Below are 17,240 nucleotides of genomic sequence, written 5' to 3'. Positions count from 1 at the left end.
ATCGGATCAGCGGCGCATGAAGATCGGCACGTCGACATCGTCATCGTCGTCACCGCCGTCGTCCGGGGGCTGGATGTGGGAGCGGCTGTTGTGCGAGACCGTCGGCTCGGCGGGCCGGACGCGCTCGCTGTGGTAGCTCGGCACGGCGCCGCGGGTCACGCTGCTCGAGGTGCCCGCCGAAGTGGTGTCGGTGCTGCGCGTGGACGCGGCGATCTCGCTCGGCCTGCTGCTCTGGCCGATCTCGCCCGCCCGTCCCGAACCGATCGAACCGCGAACGGTCGCCGGGTCGAAGGTGCGCCGGGCCGGGCCGCCGCCGTCGAATCCGGCCGCGATCACGGTGACCCGCACTTCGTCGCCGAGCGAATCGTCGATGACGGTACCGAAGATGATGTTGGCCTCGATGTGCGCGGCTTCCTGTACCAGCGAGGCCGCCTCGTTGATCTCGAACAGACCGAGGTCCGACCCGCCCGCGATGGAGAGCAGCACGCCGTGCGCTCCGTCCATCGATGCCTCGAGCAGCGGCGAGTTGATCGCCGCCTCGGCCGCCTTCACCGACCGGCCCTCGCCGCGCGCCGAGCCGATGCCCATGAGCGCGCTGCCCGCGCCGGACATGACGCTCTTGACGTCGGCGAAGTCGACGTTGATCAGACCAGGGGTGGTGATCAGATCGGTAATGCCCTGAACACCGTTGAGCAGCACCTCGTCGGCGGAGCGGAAGGCGTCCATCAGGCTGACCGCGGCGTCGCCGAGCTGCAGGAGCCGGTCGTTCGGGATGACGATGAGGGTGTCGCAGGACTCGCGCAGCAGGTTGATGCCCACCTCGGCCTGGTTGCCGCGGCGCTTGCCCTCGAAGGAGAACGGCCGGGTGACCACGCCGATGGTGAGCGCGCCGAGCTTGCGCGCGATGCTCGCGACGACCGGCGCGCCACCGGTACCGGTGCCGCCGCCCTCGCCCGCGGTGACGAAGACCATGTCGGCGCCCTTGAGCACCTCTTCGATCTCGTCCTTGTGGTCCTCGGCGGCCTTGCGGCCGACCTCCGGGTCGGCACCCGCGCCGAGACCGCGGGTGAGTTCACGGCCGACGTCGAGCTTGACGTCGGCATCGCTCATCAGCAGCGCCTGCGCGTCGGTGTTGACCGCGATGAACTCGACTCCCTTGAGTCCCTGTTCGATCATCCGGTTGACGGCATTCACGCCGCCGCCGCCGATACCGACGACCTTGATCACCGCAAGGTAGTTGTGCGGGGGCGTCATGGGCTCTCGCCTTCCTTCGATCTAAAGCCTGTCATTTTCGGACTCAGGACATTTCGCTATGGCATCCTCGGTTGTTTTGCCCGGGACCGGTTCACTCCACGATCCGCGGCCGGGCAAACCCTAAACCTCAACCACAGGGTTAGCGTTATGTCAAGTATCCGACTGGTGCGGAACGCTATTCGCAGCCGCCGCGATACGGGCGCAGGCGCGCCGACACGAGTGACAGAATCTTGTGTGATCCCTCTCGGTCGCCACTTCACACACCGTATGGTTGGACGGTTGCCCCCCGAGCCCCATCCCGGCGACGGCCCTGCGCCTCGCGGCAGAGCGCCCCCGAAAATTCCCTGGGCACAATGGGTGTCGATCACTTTACCGTGACCAGATTCGGGCTCGACACGTCGAACACCGTTCCCTCCCGCGTCAACAGCGGCAACACCACGGCCGCCTTGCGTTCGGCATCGTTCGCACTGCCCCAGAGTACCGTGCGCCCGTCGTGCAGATTCAAGGAGATATCCGAAATCGACCGTGCGACAACCTCGCCCACCTGGATATTCAGGGCGGGCGGCAATACCGCGAGCACCGCGACCGCCGCGCGGGTCAACGGATCGGCGCCGCCGGGTCGATCGGTGATCAACTTCGGCACCCCGATGGGCGCGGCCTCGATGGCGAATTCGACGCTTTCGGCATCCAGTAGATGCGCGCCTTCCTCGGTCTCGAAGAACAACACCGGCGACCGCTCGACAATGGTCACCTTGACGGTCGACGGGTACACCCGCTGCACCCGCGCCGAACTGACTTTCGGGATACTCGCCACCCGCCGCGCCATGGCGTCGGTATCGATGCGCAACATCGAGCGGCCCGAAGGAATTTCGAGTCGCTCGCGCACTTGCGCCTCCTGCACCTCGACGAGCCCTTCGATCTCGACGGTGCGCACCGAGAGCACCGGCGTGAACCAGGAGATCAACAGGACGACGGTAAGCACGCACACGCCCAGCAATCCCCACAGCCGCATCCGGCGCAGCCGGGCCGGACCGCCGGGGCGGCGCAGCAGGTCGAACCGATCGAGCCAGCTCGCGGCCGCGCGCCGCTCACCCCCCGGCCGCATCGCGGCTCACCGCCCGTACTGGGGACGCGCCCGTAGCCCGTCGAGTATCTGGCTGCCGAGCATGGTGACATCGCCCGCGCCCATCGTGATCACGACATCGCCAGGCAGCGCGAGCCCGGCCACCTGGCGTCCGACCTGGGACATATCCGGTTGGTAATGCACGGGTTTGGTGACCGACTGGGCGACGAGCGCACCGTTCACGCCGGGCAGCGGCTTCTCCCGCGCGCCGTAGACGTCCAGCACGACGACCTCGTCGGCCAGGCTCAGCGCGACGCCGAAGTCCTCGGCGAAGGTGGCGGTGCGGCTGTACAGGTGCGGCTGGAAGACCACGATCACCCGGCCCTGGCGCGACCGCGCGCCGTCGCGCGCCTCCTGCTGCACCAGTTCGGCCGCGGCGCCGAGCACCGCGCGCACCTCGGTGGGATGGTGCGCGTAGTCGTCGAAGACCCGCACGCCGTTCTCCCTGCCGACGAACTGGAACCGCCGGTGCACGCCGCCGAAACCCTCCAGGCCCTGGAGGATCTCGTCCACGTCGGCGCCCGCCGCCCGCGCCGCGAGCAGCGCGGCCAGCGCGTTGAGCGCCATGTGCCGCCCAGGCACCGAGAGTCGCAGCGTGCGCGGCGCGGGTTCGTCGGCCAGCTGGAATTGAGCGAGCCCGCCCACGTCGCGCGGCTCCCAGCTGTGCAGCCGGACGCCGACCGGGACCGGGGCGTCGGCGAGTTCGCCGGAGCCGTAGCCGAGCACCCGAACGCCCTTGTCCGCCAAACGGGTTCCGACCCGCTCGGCCAGCGCCCGTGAGCCCGGATCGTCCAGGCACACCACCAGCAGGCCGCCCGCGGCGAGCCGGTCCGCGAAATCGTCGAAGACCTGCACGTAGGCGGCGTCGGTGCCGAAGAAGTCGAGGTGATCGGACTCGATGTTGGTGACCACCGCGACGTCGGGGTCGTACTGCAGCAGCGAGCCGTCGCTCTCGTCGGCCTCGGCAACGAAGACCTCGCCGGTGCCGTGGTGGGCGTTGGTGCCCGCCTCGTTGAGTTCGCCGCCGACCGCGAAGGACGGATCCAGGCCGCAGTGCTGCAGCGAGACGATCAGCATCGAGGTCGTCGACGTCTTGCCGTGCGTGCCCGAGACGAGCAGGGTGCGGTGCCCGCGCATCAGTGAGGCCAGCACCGCGGGGCGGAGCAGCACCGGGATGTCGCGCCGATTCGCTTCCACCAGCTCGGGATTGGTCTTCGGGATGGCCGCGTAGGTGGTCACCACCGCGGTCGGGCCGCCGGGCAGCAGATCGAGCGCGGCCGCGTCGTGACCGATGTTGACCTGCGCGCCGCGAGCACGCAGCGCGAGCACGCCGCGGCTCTCCTTGGCGTCCGAACCCGACACCGAGCCGCCGCGGGAGAGCAGGATGCGGGCGATGCCGGACATCCCGGCGCCGCCGATGCCCACCATGTGCACCCGCTCCAGCTCGGGCGGCAGTGCCGAACGCTCGTCGGTCATCGGCCCCGCCCCAATTCCACCACGATCCGCGCCACTTCGTCGGCGGCGTCGCGGTGCCCGGCGCCTGCCGCGGCGCGGCCCATCTCGGTCAACCGTGCGGGGTCCATGAGCAGCGGTATCACCTCGTCGATCACGTACTTCGCGGACAGTTCGGCATCGGGGACAATTCTGCCACCGCCCTGTGCGACCACGGGACGGGCATTGAATTCCTGTTCGCCGTTGCCGTGCGGCAGCGGCACGTAGAACGCGGGCAGGCCGACGGCGGACACCTCGGCGACCGTCATCGCGCCGGACCGGCACACCACCGCGTCGGCGGCGGCGTAGGCCAGATCCATCCTGGACAGATACGGCACCGCCACGTAGCGCGCGGCGTCGTCGCCCGCGGCGACCTCGAGTGTGTTTTTCGGGCCGTGCGCGTGCAGCACCGAGACGCCCGCCGCCGCCAGCTGCGGCGCGGCGCCCGACACCGCCTCGTTCAGGCTGCGCGCGCCCTGCGATCCGCCGAACACCAGCAGCACCGGCCCCTCGGCGGGCAGGCCGAAGTGCGCGCGGGCCTCGGCGCGCAGCGCCGGGCGATCCAGCGAGGTGATGGCCTCGCGGACCGGGATGCCGACGACCTCGGCGCGCGGCAGGCCGGAATCCGGCACCGCGGCGAGCACCCGCGCGGCGCGCCGGGCGCCGACCTTGTTCGCGATGCCCGCCTTCGCGTTGGCCTCGTGCACGACGACCGGCACCGCGCGCCTGCGCCGCAGCACTCCCCGGCCCGCGGCCAGGTAGGCGGGCAGCGCGACATAGCCGCCGAAGCCGATGACGACGTCGGCCCGCACCATATCGATGACGGCCCTGGTCTGGGCCACCGCGGCGCGCACCCGGCCGGGCAGCCGCAGCAGATCCGCGGTCGGCTTGCGCGGCAACGGCACCGGCGGGATCAGTTCGAGCGGATAGCCGCGCTCGGGCACCAGCCGGGTCTCCAGACCGCGTTCGGTGCCCAGTGCCGTCACCCGGATCGAATCGTCGAGGCGCCGCAGCGCGTCCGCCACGGCGAGGGCCGGTTCGACATGTCCGGCCGTGCCACCGCCCGCCACGATCACCGAAAGCCCGGATCCCTTCGCGGACCGCTGTGTTGCGTCGGCGGTACTCCCGGGTCCCGCATTCACCTGGATCTTCCCCGTTCTCTAGCGTGTGGCATCGGATAGTTCGGCTCCCAAGCCCTGGTGGCACGCAGCGAACTGGTGCCCCGGCTCTCCGGCGAGCGGCGTCGCGGCTGCCCGCCGGATTGTCCGCGCCGCGGCGGCGCTTGGCGCGACTTGGACCGCTCGGTGCGGGCCCGCTGCGCGGCGGCCTTGGCGGCGTTGCGCGCCCTGGCCGCCTCCGCCTTGGCGGGCGAGTACACCTCGGGCTTGGGTAGTCGGAGCAGACGGCTGAACCGCCCGTCCTGCCCGGCCTGCAGCGCCGACACCGCCTCCGGCTCGTGCCGTGCGGCGTTGGCGATGATGCCGAACATGAACAACGTAATGGCCAGCGAGGAACCTCCCGCCGAGACCAGCGGCAGCTGCAGACCGGTCACCGGAAGCAAGCCGACCACGTAACCGACGTTGATCAGCGCCTGCGCGGTGATCCAGGTGGTCGCGGTCGCGGTGAGCAGCCGCAGGAACGGGTCCACCGACCGGCTGGCGATGCGCAGACCGGTGTAGACGAACAGCGCGAACAGCCCGAGCACCAGCGCGCAGCCGAGAAAGCCGAGTTCCTCGCCGATGATGGCGAAGATGAAGTCGTTGTGCGAGTTGGGCAGGTAGCTCCACTTGGCCCGGCTCTGCCCGAGCCCGCGGCCCCAGATGCCGCCGTCGGCCAGCGAGTACTGCGCCTGCCGCGCCTGATAGCCGATGCCCTGCGGGTCCTCGCCGGGATTGAAGAAGGCGCGCATGCGGTCCGAGCGATAACCCGCGGAGAGGGCGAGCACCGCCGCGGCCACGACGCCGGACACCGCGATGGTGACGAACAGCCGCACCGGCAGCCCGCCGAACCACAGCAGCGCCGCGAGCACGATGCCGAGCGCGATGGTGGTGGACAGGTTGGGCTCGAGCACCACGAGCAGACACACCAGCATGCCCGCCGGAACCAGCGGCACCAGAATGTCTTTCAGCGCCGCCTGCTCCGACCGGCGCGAGGCGAGCAGGTGCGCGCCCCACACGACCAGCGTCACCTTGACGATCTCGGAGGGCTGCACCGACACCGCGCCGAGGTCGATCCAGCGCCGCGAGCCCTGCACCTCGCTGCCGATGCCGGGAATCAGCACCAGCACCAACGCGAGCACCGACAGCGCGAACACCGGGAACGACCACTGCCGCAGCCTGCGCATCGGAATGCGCAGCGCGACATAGAACAGCACGCAGCCGATGGCCGCGAACATGGCCTGCTGGACGAACAGCGAGTACGCCGATCCGCGCTCGGCATAGGCCTCGACGCTGGAGGCCGACAGCACCATCACCAGTCCGAGCACGGTGAGCAGGGTGGCGATGGTGACGATCAGATGGAACGACGCGAGCGGGCGCGCCAGCCAAGCAACGAACCTGGCCGCGGGCACTCGCGTCGTCTCCGTCATAGCCGCCGCCCGATGTCACCGTCTTCCAGCGTGTGCACCGCGGTGGCGAAACTGCGTCCGCGGTGGGTGTAATCGGCGAACATATCGAGGGAGGCCGCCGCGGGCGCCAGCAGCACGGTGTCACCCGAGCGGGCGAATTCGGCGGCGGCGCGGACGGCTTGCGCCATGACGGCGTCGGCCTTGTCGGATCTCGACGGGTCGTCAGCCATCACAGCATCGTCCCCCGCGCGCACCTCGACGACCGGGACCTCGGGCGCGTGTCGCGCCAACGCGGCCGCGAGCACCGGCGCGTCGGACCCGATGAGCACCGCGGCGACGAGCCGGTCGGCGACCTCCTCGATCAGGTCTTCCACACCGGCGCCCTTGAGCTGCCCGCCCGCGATCCAGATGACGTGCGGGTGCGCCAGGATCGACGATCGCGCGGCGTGCGGATTCGTGGCTTTGGAGTCATCGATGAAATCGACGCCGGCCAGCTCGCGCACGAAGGCCGCCCGGTGCGGGCCGACCTTGTGCTCCTGCAGTCCCTCCTTGACGAACTGCGGCGCCACGTCGATGGCCCTGGTCAGCGCGGCGGCGGCCAGCGCGTCGGCGACGCCCGCCGGTCCCTGCGGGCTGATGTCGCCGACCTCGGCGAGAATCGCGGCCTTGGTGAACGCGCGATCGAGCAGTTTGCCGTCCACCACGCCGAGTTCGCCGTCGGCGGGCACGCCGATGCGGAAGCCGACGGTGCGGCGGGCCTTGGAGCGACGGGCCAGCGAGGCCGCCACCGGATCGTCCAGGCCGACCACGCCGACCCGCCCGACCAGCGCCCGCGCCTTGGCGGCCGCGTAGGCGTCCAGGCCGCCGTGCCAATCCAGGTGATCCTCGGCCACATTCAGCACGACGCCGGCCTCCGGCCGCACCGACGGCGCCCAGTGCAGCTGGAACGAGGACAGTTCCACCGCGAGCACCTGCGGGCCGGGATTGCGGCGCAGCGCGTCCAGGATCGGGGTGCCGATGTTGCCGCAGGCGACGCTGGCGATGCCCGCGGCGCGCAGGATGGCGTGGGTCATCTGGGTGGTGGTGGTCTTGCCGTTGGTCCCGGTAATGACCAGCCACTTGCGGACCGGCCCGTAGATCCTGGCTTGATCGACCCACCAGGCGAATTCGACGTCGCCCCACACCGGGATGCCCTCGGTGACCGCGGAGACCAGGACCGGCGAGTCCGGCCGCCAGCCCGGGCTGGTGATCACCAGCGCGAAGCGGCTCAGATCGGCGGACTCCAGGTCGACGCAGGTGGCCACCTCCAAGCCGAGTTCGGACGCCTCGGCGAGCGCCTTCGCGCCCGCGTCGGTGACAACCGGATGCGCGCCGATATCGCGCAGCGGTTCCACCAGCGAGCGGCCGGAGACGCCCCAGCCCGCGACGAGCACGTCACGGCCACGGAGGAATTCGAGCATGGGCCCCGGAGATCGCAGGGCCCGCGGAGAATGTTCGACCATCGCTAATTCACCCGACCGCGGAGAGGTATTCGCTGTAGAACAGACCGAGGCCGACTGCGGAGGCCATGGCGGCCAAGAGCCAGAACCGAATGATCACAGTCGTCTCGGCCCATTTGCTGAGCTCGAAGTGATGATGGAACGGCGCCATCTTGAACAGCCGGTTGCGGGTGGTGCGGAACACCGCCACCTGCAACACCACCGACACGCCCTCGGCGACGAACAGCGCGCCCATCACGATCATCAGCAGCTCGGTGCGGGTGGTGATCGAGATGCCCGCCAGCAGACCGCCGAGCGCCAGCGACCCGGTGTCGCCCATGAAGATCTTGGCGGGCGCGGCGTTCCACCACAGGAAGCCGATGCACGCCGCGGCGCCCGCCGCGCAGACCAGCGCGAGGTCCAGCGGGTCGCGCACGTTGTAGCAACCGGTCTCGGGCTTGGTCGCGCACGCGTGGTAGTACTGCCAGAACGTGATGATCACGTAGCCGCCGAGCACCAGGCTCATCGAGCCCGCGGCGAGTCCGTCCAGACCGTCGGTGAGATTCACGACGTTGGACCAGGCGACGACCACGAAGCACACGAACGCCAGGAAGATGATCACCCCGGCCGACACCGTGTTGATGTCGCGCACGTAGGACAGGTGGCGGCTGGCAGGCGTCAAACCGTTCTCGCCGCGGAACTGGAGCGCGAGCACACCGAAGATGACGGCCGAGGTGAGCTGGCCGATGTACTTGCCCGCGGCGGTGAGACCGAGGTTGCGCTGCTTGCGCAGCTTGATGAAGTCGTCGGTGAAGCCGACGGCGCCCAGCGCGGTGGCCAGTCCGAGGACGAGCATGCCCGACGCGGTCGGTCCCTCGGCGTCGTAGCCGATGCCGATCAGGTGGGAGCCGAGGTAACCGGCCCACATACCGATCAGGATGGCGACGCCGCCCATGGTGGGCGTGCCGCGCTTGGCCTGGTGGCTGGCCGGGCCGTCGACCCGGATCTCCTGGCCGAAGCCCTGCTTGGCGAAGAACTTGATCAGCAGCGGGGTCAGCAGGATCGACACCGCGAGCGCGATCGCCGCCGCGAAGAGAATCTGTCTCACGACCGCGCCTCGCTAACACTCGGCTCGGTCGTTCGACCGAAGGCCGCTGTGCCCATTGTTCGTTCGCTCCGCTCGCTCACTGCCCTGCCTCCGCGCTACTGCCCCCGCGCCCCGTGGCACGTTCCGCGCCGGTCAAGTGTTCGGCGACCGCCCAGAGGCCGACCGACTTGGACGCCTTGACCAGCACCACATCGCCCGCTTCGACCTCGTCGTCGAGCAGCGCGATGGCCGCGCCGATATCGGGCACGAGGACCGACTCCTCGCCCCATGAGCCTTCCATCACCGCTCCCTGGTGCATCGCGCGGGAGGGCCTTCCGGTGCCGACGACGACGAGACGGTCCACGTCGAGACGCACCGCGAGCCTGCCGATGCCGTCGTGCTCGATCACGGATTCCTCGCCGAGTTCGGCCATCTCGCCGAGCACGGCCCAGCTACGCCGCGGCTCGTCGCCCGCGCGCGACATCGTCACCAGCGCCTTGAGCGCGGCGCGCACCGAGTCGGGGTTGGCGTTGTAGGAGTCGTTGACGACGGTGACGCCGTCGGCGGTGGTGCGTACGTCCATCCGGCGCTCCGACACCCGCTGGGCGCCGGACAGCGCCTGCGCGATGGTGTCCAGGTCGGCGCCGCAGGCCAGCGCGACCGCGACGGCGGACAGCGCGTTGCCGACCTGATGCTCGCCGTGCACGGCCAGCTGGATCGGCGTGCTGCCCGCCGGGGTGTGCAGCGTGAACCCGGCGCGGGCTTCGGCATCGAGGCGCACGTCGGTGGCCCTGATGTCGGCGTTGGCGGCCTGCCCGACTCGAACCACCTTGGCTTTCGTCCGACTCGCCATCGCGGCCACCTGCTGGTCGTCGGCGTTGAGCACGGCCAGACCGGTCTCGGGCAGCGCCTCGACGAGTTCGCCCTTGGTCTGCGCGATGGCCTCGCGGCTGCCGAACTCGCCGAGGTGCGCGGTGCCGACATTGAGCACGACGCCGATGCTCGGCGGCGCGACCCGGGCGAGCGCGGCGATGTGACCAGGCCCGCGCGCGGAGAGCTCGAGCACCAGGAATCGCGTCTTCTCGTCGGCGCGCAGCGCGGTCCAGGGGTGGCCGAGTTCGTTGTTGAACGAACCGGGCGGCGCGACGACCGGGCCGAGCGGCGCGAGCACCGCGGCGAGCAGGTCCTTGGTCGAGGTCTTGCCGGAGGAACCGGTGACCCCGACGACCGTCAGGCTGCCTTCGGCCGTGTCCGATTGGCGGCGCTCGCGGGTCCCTGCGTGGTCACGCTGCGCTACCGCCTCCGGGCCCGTCGCTCCCGCCGCGGCAAGCCGTTCGACGCTGGCGCGCGCCAACGCGGCGAGCGCGGCCAGCACCGCGGCGCCGGAGCCGTCCGAATCATGGGTCAGGGCAACGGAAGTCGCGGGCACCGTGCCCGGGCTCGGGGTCACCACGATGGCGGGCACGCCGACCGGGCGCGCGGCGAGCACCGCCACGGCGCCCGCGGCCACCGCGGCCGTCGCGTACTCGTGTCCGTCGGCTCGCTCACCCGGCAGGGCCAGGAAGAGACCACCGGAACCGATTCGGCGCGAATCGAATTCGACCGAACCGGTGACTCGCGCCTCCGGGTCGGGTACGTCGTGCAGCGTGCCGCCGACGACCTCCGCGATCTCCCGCAGTGTCATCTCGATCATGAAACCGTCAAGTCCTCCGCGTCCGTCCCGTGCGGACTTCGCTGTGCTCGCTGAACATGCTGTGCCGCCTGAAAGTTCATGCCCGCGCCTCCGCGGCCACCTTGCGCGACAAGGCGTCCGCCACGACATCGCGATCGTCGAAAGGGTGTTTCACACCCTGGATCTCCTGGCCCGTCTCGTGGCCCTTGCCCGCGATCAGCACGGCGTCGCCGGGCCGTGCCCAGTCCACCGCGGCGGCGATGGCCGCGGCCCGGTCGCCGATCTCGCGGACCTCGCCGCGCTCGTCGGCGGGCACGGCCAGCGCGCCGGCGCCGATCGCGGCCCGGATCGTGGCGGGGTCCTCCGAACGCGGGTTGTCGTCGGTGATGACGAGCAGGTCGGCGCCCCTGGCCGCGACCTCGCCCATCAGCGGTCGCTTACCCGCGTCGCGATCGCCGCCCGCGCCGACCACCACGGCCAGGCGCCCGGGCGCGGCCGGGTTGTCGGCGGCCAGGTGCACGCGCAGGGTGGCGATCACCGACTCCAGCGCCGCGGGCTTGTGCGCGTAGTCCACCACGGCGAGGAAGTCCTGGCCGCGCTCGACGCGCTGCATCCGGCCCGGCACGTCGACGGCGGCCAGCGCGGCCGCGGCAGCGGCGGGATCGACACCGGCGGCAGCGCACACGGCCACCGCGAGCAGCGCGTTGGCGACGTTGTAGCGGCCGGGAAGACGAAGGCGCACATCGACATTCGTGTCCGGACCGGCGGCGGTGAACCGCTGCTCCGGGCCGTGCGCGGCGACCGCGCCCGCCACGTGCCAGTCCGCGGGTCCGGTGGTCGCGACCGTGGTCGGCGCGGGCAGGCTCGCGGCCAGCCTGCGGCCCCACTCGTCGTCGACGCAGATCACCGCGGTGCGCGCGGCGACAGCCGAGCCCGGCTCGAACAGCCTGCGCTTGGCGCCGAAATAGTCCTCGAAATCGGCGTGGAAGTCCAGGTGATCCTGGGACAGGTTGGTGAACGCGCCTACCGCGAAGCGCACGCCGTCGACCCGGCCGAGCGCCAGCGCGTGGCTGGACACCTCCATCACCACCGCGTCCACGCCCTGCTCGACCATCAGCGCGAACATCGCGTGCAGCTGCGGCGCCTCGGGGGTGGTCAGCGCGCTCGGCACCCGGCGGCCGCCGATCCTGGTCTCGATGGTGCCGATCAGCGCCGTGGACAGGCCGCCCGCCGCCAGGCCCGCCTCCACCAGATAGGAGGTGGTGGTCTTGCCGGAGGTGCCGGTGATGCCGACGATGCGCAGGCGCTCGGAGGGGTTGCCGTACAGGGCCGCGGAGAGTTCGCCGAGCACCTCGCGCGGCCGTTCGCGCACCAGCACGGGAACGCCGAGTTCCCCGGCCAGCGCGGCCCCCTCGGCGTCGGTGAACACGGCCACCGCGCCGCGCGCGACGGCGTCGGCGGCGAAGCGCGCGCCGTGCGACTGCGAGCCGGGCAGCGCGGCGAACAGATCGCCGGGCCGCACCGCGTTCGAACGCTGCTCGATTCCGGTGACCACGAGATCGCCGGGAACCGTCGCCGACGGGCGGGCGCCGGTCAGCTCCAGCACGGTGGTCAGCGGTGTCGACGGCGGGTCGACCGGCCGCAGCACGGGCTGGCTGGACTGCGCGGGCACCTCGCTCCTCTCTGACAGGACATCTGTAGACGGCACGGATTGCTGGTGACGAGTCAGGTTACCGACGCTGACTCATCGGTGAACAACGCGCCTCGGTGTTGCCGCGCCGATGGCGCGCCGGGGCGGGCGAAATACCACGTTCGACGATGCCGGAATCACACACCGGCCTGCAGGACGAACTTCTCCGCGGGCGCGGTCGACGGCGGGATCCGGTCGCGCTGCAGCGCCCACGACGCGATGCTGTGGAACAGCGGCGCCGCGGACTGGCCGCCGCTGCCGTCGGAGCTGCGCACCGGGTTGTCCAGCATCATGCCGATCACGTACCGCGGGTTGTCGGCGGGGGCCATGCCCGCGAAGGTAATCCAGTAGCTGGAGGACGAGTAGCACTTGCAACCCGGATCGATCTTCTGCGCGGTGCCGGTCTTGCCCGCGATCCGGTAGCCCTCGATCGCGGCGGGCCAACCGGTGCCGTTCTGGTCGGCGTTCATCGGATCGCGCTGCACGACGGCTTGGAACATGTGCCGCAGCGTCTGCGCGGTCTGCGGGCTGACCACCCGCATGCCCTCCGGCTGGGGCTCTTCGGTGCGAGCGCCGTCCGGTGCGATCTCGGCCCTCACGATGCGCGGCGGGATGCGCAGGCCGTCGTTCGCGATGGCCTGGTACATTCCCGTCATCTGTAGCGTGGACATCGAAAGGCCCTGTCCGATGGGCAGATTGGCGAAGGTCCCGCCGGACCACTGATCACGCGACGGTACCTGGCCTCCGGTCTCGCCCGGCAGGCCGACGCCGGTGCGCTGGCCGAGGCCGAAGCGGTACAGCATGTCCGCGTAGCGATCCTCGCCGACGCGCTGGGCCAGCATCAGGGTGCCGACGTTGGACGACTTCGCGAAGATGCCGGTGGTCGTGTACGGCGCGACGCCGTGGCCCCAGGCGTCGCCGACGGTGACGCCCGCCATCCGGATCGAGCCGGGGACCTGATGGACCTCGTCGGGGTGCGTCAGCCCGTATTCGATGGCCGCGGCCGCGGTGACGATCTTGTTCACCGAGCCGGGTTCGAACGGGTCGCTCACCGACGGGTTGCTCGTCTTGGCCGAGCTCCAGTTCTGCGGACCCAGCGTCGGGTTGAACGTGCTGTCGTTGGCCATGGCGAGCACCTGGCCCGTCTTGGCGTCCAGGACCACCGCCGAGGCGCCCTGGGCGCCGGACATCTGCCTGGCCTGCTGCACCTGCTGCTGCACGTAGTACTGCAGATCGGAGTCGAGGGTGAGCTCGACGCCGTGGCCGTTCACGGCGGGCTGCTTGTCGCGCCAGCTGCCGGGAATGACGGCGCCGTCCGAACCGCGGTCGTAGGTGTGGGAGCCGTCGGTGCCCGCGAGCACCGAGTCCAGCGAGGATTCCAGGCCGATCAGGCCGTGCCCGTCCCACCCGGTGGCGCCGAGGATGTTGGCGGCCAGCGATCCGCCCGGGTATTCGCGCCGCGGCTGCGAATCCGCGCCCACCTCCGGGAACTGCACGGTGATGTCCGTCGCGACACGCGGGTCGACATTGCGCGCCAGATAGACGAACGTCTCGTCACTGCGCAGTTTGTCGAGCAACGCCGATTCCGCCGGCGCGTTCTTGCCCAGCTTCTCGTGAATCGTCTTGGCGATGGCTTGCAGCCGCTCGTCCGGGTCGGGAGCCTTGTCGCTCTTGGCCTTCGCGTCCTCCAGATCCTTGCGCACCCGCACGGGCTGGAAGTGCAGTTCCACGGCGGTGGTGGTGAAGGCGAGCGACTTGCCGTTGCGGTCGGTGATCGGGCCGCGGGTGGCCTGGTCGGTCAGCCGCACGGTGCGCTGGCTGGCCGCCTGCGCCGAGAGTCCGGGGGCGGAAATGCCTTGGATCCACAGCAATTGGAGCACGACGACGGCCAACGCGACCAGCATGACGATCCGGCCGACCCCGAGGCGCAGCCGAACGGGTCGATCGGCGGCGGCGCGCGATCTCGACGGCCTCGATGCCACCGGCCCGCGCCGCTTGCGCGGCGCGGGCCTGGTCTGGGTCATCGGATGCCTCCGGGTTGATCTTGCGGTGCGACCTGCGCGCCCGGCGGTGCGGGCTGCTGACCGGCTGGGACTTGCGCCACCGGCTGCGGCGCCGGATCCGGTGCCACGGCGGGCTCTTGGGCGGCGGGCTGCGGCGCTGCCGGGTCCGCTGCCGGATTCTGGGCCGCGGGTTGCGGCGCTGCCGGATTCTGGGCCGCCGGTTGCGGCACCTCGGCGGGCGGCGGAGGTAGCGGCGACGGCTGAACCGCGACCGCCCCGGGAGCCGGTGCGGCGGGTGTGGGGCTCGGCGTGTTGCCGTTGGCCTGCTCGGCGCTCGGCCTGCCCGGCGTGGTCGACACCGGCACGACGCGCTCACCCTGCGCCTGGGCGTGCCCGGGCTGGGGAGACGGGCGCGCGGACGGCGTGACGTTCAACGGCGGCACGGGCGGGCCCTGCGCCGGGGTCTCCTTGCCGATCACCGTCACGGTGCCGTCCGGGCCGATCACCAGCCGTGCCGGATCCTTCGCCGGGATCATGCCCAGTTCGCGGGCGCGCGCGGCGAGTTCGGGCGCGGAGTCGGCGGACTCGACCTCGCGCTGCAGCGCGGCGCGCTCCTCGGAGAGCTTCCTGTTGAGTTCCCTGGCGTCACCGAGCTGGTAACTGTCCTCGGCCGCCCTGGTGGTGAGCAGCAGGGTGAGCGCGAGGCCACAGCCGAGCATCGCGATGATCGCCGCGACGAACGGTATCCGCGCGGCCATCACCGACCGGCGGGTCGGCAGCCGCGGTCCCGCGTCGGCGCGCTGCTCGGCACGCGTCTTGCGCTTGGCGTAGGCGCGTTGCGCCGCACCGGATTTGACCCGCTCGGCGGCCTGCACGCGACGGGCGACCCGGCCCGGCGACTGGACCGTGCGCGTCCGGATACTCATGGTGTCGTCGCCTCCTCTGTTCCGCAAGAACACCCCCGCCCCGTCGACGTCGTGCGGCCCGCGACGATCGGCGCGCGCGGTGCGCCTCCGGTCGCGGACCGACGTCCGATGAGCGCGACGGCACTCGAGGTCTGGCTCGATGTCGTCACCCTCATCCCCTTTCCTGAATCCGTTCGGCCGCCCGCATGCGCACGGGCGCGGCCCGCGGGTTCTCGTCTATTTCCCGCTCGGTCGCCTTCTCGGCGCCGCGGGTGAGCATTCGGAATTCCGGTCCCATGCCCGGCAATTCGACCGGTAGGTCCACCGGCGTGCGCGAGGTGATCCGCGGCGCGAGCTCCTGCTTGACGACCTTGTCCTCCAGCGACTGGTAGGACATGATCACGATCCGGCCGCCGAGCCGTAGGGAGTCCAGTGCGGCGGGTAGCGCGGCGCGTAGCGAGTCGAGTTCGCCGTTCACCTCCACTCGCAGCGCCTGGAAAGTGCGCTTGGCGGGATGACCGCCGGTCCGCCTTGTCGCGGCCGGAATGGTCGCGTAGAGCAGTTCGACGAGTTCGGCGCTCGTGGTGAACGGCCGCTGCTGACGGCGGCGCACCACCGCCGAGGCGATCTTCCCCGCGAAACGCTCCTCGCCGTAGGTCTTCAGCACTCTGGCGAGATCGCCGTGGCTGTAGGTGTTCAGCACGTCGGCGGCGGTGATGCCGGTCGTCGGATCCATCCGCATGTCCAGCGGGGCGTCGACGGAGTAGGCGAACCCGCGGTCGGCCTCGTCCAGCTGCATCGAGGAGACACCGAGGTCCATCAGGATGCCGCTCACCGAGCCGAGCTGATCGAGCCCGGCCTGGGTCAGCGCGCCGGCGATGCCGTCATAGGTGGTGTGCACCAACGTGATTCGGTCCGCGAACGGGCGCAGCCGCTCCTCGGCCAAGCGCAGCGCGTTCGTGTCCCTGTCCAGCCCGACCAGTCGCAGCTCGGGATAGGTGCGCAGGAAGTGTTCGGCGTGACCGCCGAGGCCGAGGGTGGCGTCGACGTAGACGGCACCGGGCTCGGTGAGCGCGGGACCGAGCAGTTCGTCGGCTCGGCCCAGGAGAACCGGGACATGCCGGGGGCCGTCCTGTTCGCGGTTCACCTCGACCTCCCGGATCCTGCCTCGCGTCGTCGCTTTGCACCGGATGGCGAGCGCCGGTGGCCGAACGTTCGACCATCGCACACGGGTCGCCTTGTTCCACAGTGCTTTTGATAAAGAAGCTGCTGTCGAGAACGAATGCCCCGTGGTCTCTGACCGAACAACGGCACCTGGCGTCGGGGAAGTACGCCAGGGTCCGCGTCCGGGCAGAGGCCGCGTGGCACTCGTCCGCTCGGGCTAGAAGATTCCGCCCAGCGACTCGTCTCTCGCTTGCGCGTAATCCTCCTCGTGCTCGGCGAGGTAGGACTCCCACGCCTGCTTGTCCCAAATCTCGAGGAAGTCGACGGAGCCGATCACCACGCAATCCCGGTCCAGGTTCGCGTAGCGCCGATGATCCGCTGACAACGTGATGCGGCCCTGTGCGTCCGGACGCTGTTCGTCGGTTCCGGCCGCGAGTGCCCTGACGAACGCGCGGGCCTGCGGATTGCTGCGAGACGCCGCCGCGGCTCGTCGAGCGAGCGCGGTGAACTCTTCCTTGGGGTACACGGCAAGGCTGTGGTCCTGACCCTTCGTGACCATCAACCCTCCCGCCAGATCGTCTCGAAACTTCGCAGGCAACGTGAGTCGCCCTTTGTCATCCAGTCGAGGTGTGTAGGTACCGAGAAACATCTCGATACCTCCCTACTGGATCACCTCTCTGGATGGCCTCTCCTGTAGTGCGCGCTCCACATTACCCCACTTTCCCCCACTTTCAATCGAAAGTGGAGGTGATCTGGCTCCCCGCCGAGACGATTTCGCAGGTCATCCCAGCTATCACCGGGGTGGGG

The 17,240-nt window shown here is 70.6% G+C and carries 13 protein-coding genes; all 13 read right to left on the bottom strand.

The window, feature by feature from the left end; genetic code table 11:
* Nucleotides 1–6: 6 nt before the first annotated feature.
* Complete coding sequence (ftsZ, locus tag AB0H49_RS25215; protein ID WP_355004259.1) at nucleotides 7–1,254, bottom strand: cell division protein FtsZ; 1,248 nt, start codon at nucleotides 1,252–1,254, stop codon at nucleotides 7–9.
* Between the two features lie 364 nt (nucleotides 1,255–1,618).
* Nucleotides 1,619–2,359, bottom strand: coding sequence for an FtsQ-type POTRA domain-containing protein (locus AB0H49_RS25210; RefSeq protein WP_355004258.1), 741 nt, complete (start codon nucleotides 2,357–2,359; stop codon nucleotides 1,619–1,621).
* Between the two features lie 6 nt (nucleotides 2,360–2,365).
* Nucleotides 2,366–3,853, bottom strand: coding sequence for a UDP-N-acetylmuramate--L-alanine ligase (murC, locus tag AB0H49_RS25205; protein WP_357254815.1), 1,488 nt, complete (start codon nucleotides 3,851–3,853; stop codon nucleotides 2,366–2,368).
* Entirely contained in the window at nucleotides 3,850–5,010 is a 1,161-nt protein-coding gene (gene murG, locus AB0H49_RS25200; RefSeq protein WP_355004256.1) for an undecaprenyldiphospho-muramoylpentapeptide beta-N-acetylglucosaminyltransferase, read from the bottom strand. The genes murC and murG overlap by 4 nt, the downstream gene beginning before the upstream one ends.
* Nucleotides 5,007–6,455 carry a putative lipid II flippase FtsW gene (gene ftsW / locus AB0H49_RS25195; protein ID WP_355004255.1) on the bottom strand — a complete coding sequence of 483 codons (1,449 nt, stop codon included), beginning with the start codon at nucleotides 6,453–6,455 and terminating at the stop codon, nucleotides 5,007–5,009. Before ftsW ends, murG begins: the two co-directional genes overlap by 4 nt.
* Nucleotides 6,452–7,894 (bottom strand): UDP-N-acetylmuramoyl-L-alanine--D-glutamate ligase, encoded by a 1,443-nt coding sequence (gene murD, locus AB0H49_RS25190; protein WP_355004254.1) that lies wholly within the window; start codon nucleotides 7,892–7,894, stop codon nucleotides 6,452–6,454. The genes ftsW and murD overlap by 4 nt, the downstream gene beginning before the upstream one ends.
* 49 nt (nucleotides 7,895–7,943) lie before the next feature.
* Nucleotides 7,944–9,020 carry a phospho-N-acetylmuramoyl-pentapeptide-transferase gene (gene mraY / locus AB0H49_RS25185; RefSeq protein ID WP_067849178.1) on the bottom strand — a complete coding sequence of 359 codons (1,077 nt, stop codon included), beginning with the start codon at nucleotides 9,018–9,020 and terminating at the stop codon, nucleotides 7,944–7,946.
* Between the two features lie 76 nt (nucleotides 9,021–9,096).
* Nucleotides 9,097–10,692 (bottom strand): UDP-N-acetylmuramoyl-tripeptide--D-alanyl-D-alanine ligase, encoded by a 1,596-nt coding sequence (murF, locus tag AB0H49_RS25180; protein WP_357254812.1) that lies wholly within the window; start codon nucleotides 10,690–10,692, stop codon nucleotides 9,097–9,099.
* A gap of 76 nt (nucleotides 10,693–10,768) precedes the next feature.
* Nucleotides 10,769–12,343 (bottom strand): UDP-N-acetylmuramoyl-L-alanyl-D-glutamate--2,6-diaminopimelate ligase, encoded by a 1,575-nt coding sequence (locus tag AB0H49_RS25175; protein WP_357254810.1) that lies wholly within the window; start codon nucleotides 12,341–12,343, stop codon nucleotides 10,769–10,771.
* A 155-nt stretch (nucleotides 12,344–12,498) separates the two neighbouring features.
* A complete protein-coding gene (locus tag AB0H49_RS25170) occupies nucleotides 12,499–14,385 on the bottom strand; it encodes a penicillin-binding protein 2 (protein ID WP_357254808.1) in 1,887 nt (628 codons plus the stop codon).
* Entirely contained in the window at nucleotides 14,382–15,290 is a 909-nt protein-coding gene (locus tag AB0H49_RS25165; RefSeq protein WP_357254806.1) for a hypothetical protein, read from the bottom strand. The genes AB0H49_RS25170 and AB0H49_RS25165 overlap by 4 nt, the downstream gene beginning before the upstream one ends.
* A 151-nt stretch (nucleotides 15,291–15,441) precedes the next feature.
* Nucleotides 15,442–16,431, bottom strand: coding sequence for a 16S rRNA (cytosine(1402)-N(4))-methyltransferase RsmH (gene rsmH, locus AB0H49_RS25160; RefSeq protein ID WP_355004296.1), 990 nt, complete (start codon nucleotides 16,429–16,431; stop codon nucleotides 15,442–15,444).
* Between the two features lie 219 nt (nucleotides 16,432–16,650).
* Complete coding sequence (mraZ, locus tag AB0H49_RS25155) at nucleotides 16,651–17,082, bottom strand: division/cell wall cluster transcriptional repressor MraZ (RefSeq protein ID WP_067785767.1); 432 nt, start codon at nucleotides 17,080–17,082, stop codon at nucleotides 16,651–16,653.
* Nucleotides 17,083–17,240 lie beyond the last annotated feature (158 nt).

The organism is Nocardia sp. NPDC050713 (assembly GCF_040654315.1).
GTDB lineage: Bacteria > Actinomycetota > Actinomycetes > Mycobacteriales > Mycobacteriaceae > Nocardia.
This window is presented reverse-complemented; position numbering and strand designations above follow the sequence as displayed.

Coding starts and splice junctions, on each gene's coding strand:
- ftsZ (WP_355004259.1), bottom strand. CDS start 1,254: ATGACGCCCCCGCACAACTACCTTGCGGTGATCAAGGTCGTCGGTATC.
- ftsW (WP_355004255.1), bottom strand. CDS start 6,455: ATGACGGAGACGACGCGAGTGCCCGCGGCCAGGTTCGTTGCTTGGCTG.
- murC (WP_357254815.1), bottom strand. CDS start 3,853: ATGACCGACGAGCGTTCGGCACTGCCGCCCGAGCTGGAGCGGGTGCAC.
- murD (WP_355004254.1), bottom strand. CDS start 7,894: ATGCTCGAATTCCTCCGTGGCCGTGACGTGCTCGTCGCGGGCTGGGGC.
- AB0H49_RS25210 (WP_355004258.1), bottom strand. CDS start 2,359: ATGCGGCCGGGGGGTGAGCGGCGCGCGGCCGCGAGCTGGCTCGATCGG.
- murF (WP_357254812.1), bottom strand. CDS start 10,692: ATGATCGAGATGACACTGCGGGAGATCGCGGAGGTCGTCGGCGGCACG.
- AB0H49_RS25165 (WP_357254806.1), bottom strand. CDS start 15,290: ATGAGTATCCGGACGCGCACGGTCCAGTCGCCGGGCCGGGTCGCCCGT.
- AB0H49_RS25170 (WP_357254808.1), bottom strand. CDS start 14,385: ATGACCCAGACCAGGCCCGCGCCGCGCAAGCGGCGCGGGCCGGTGGCA.
- mraZ (WP_067785767.1), bottom strand. CDS start 17,082: ATGTTTCTCGGTACCTACACACCTCGACTGGATGACAAAGGGCGACTC.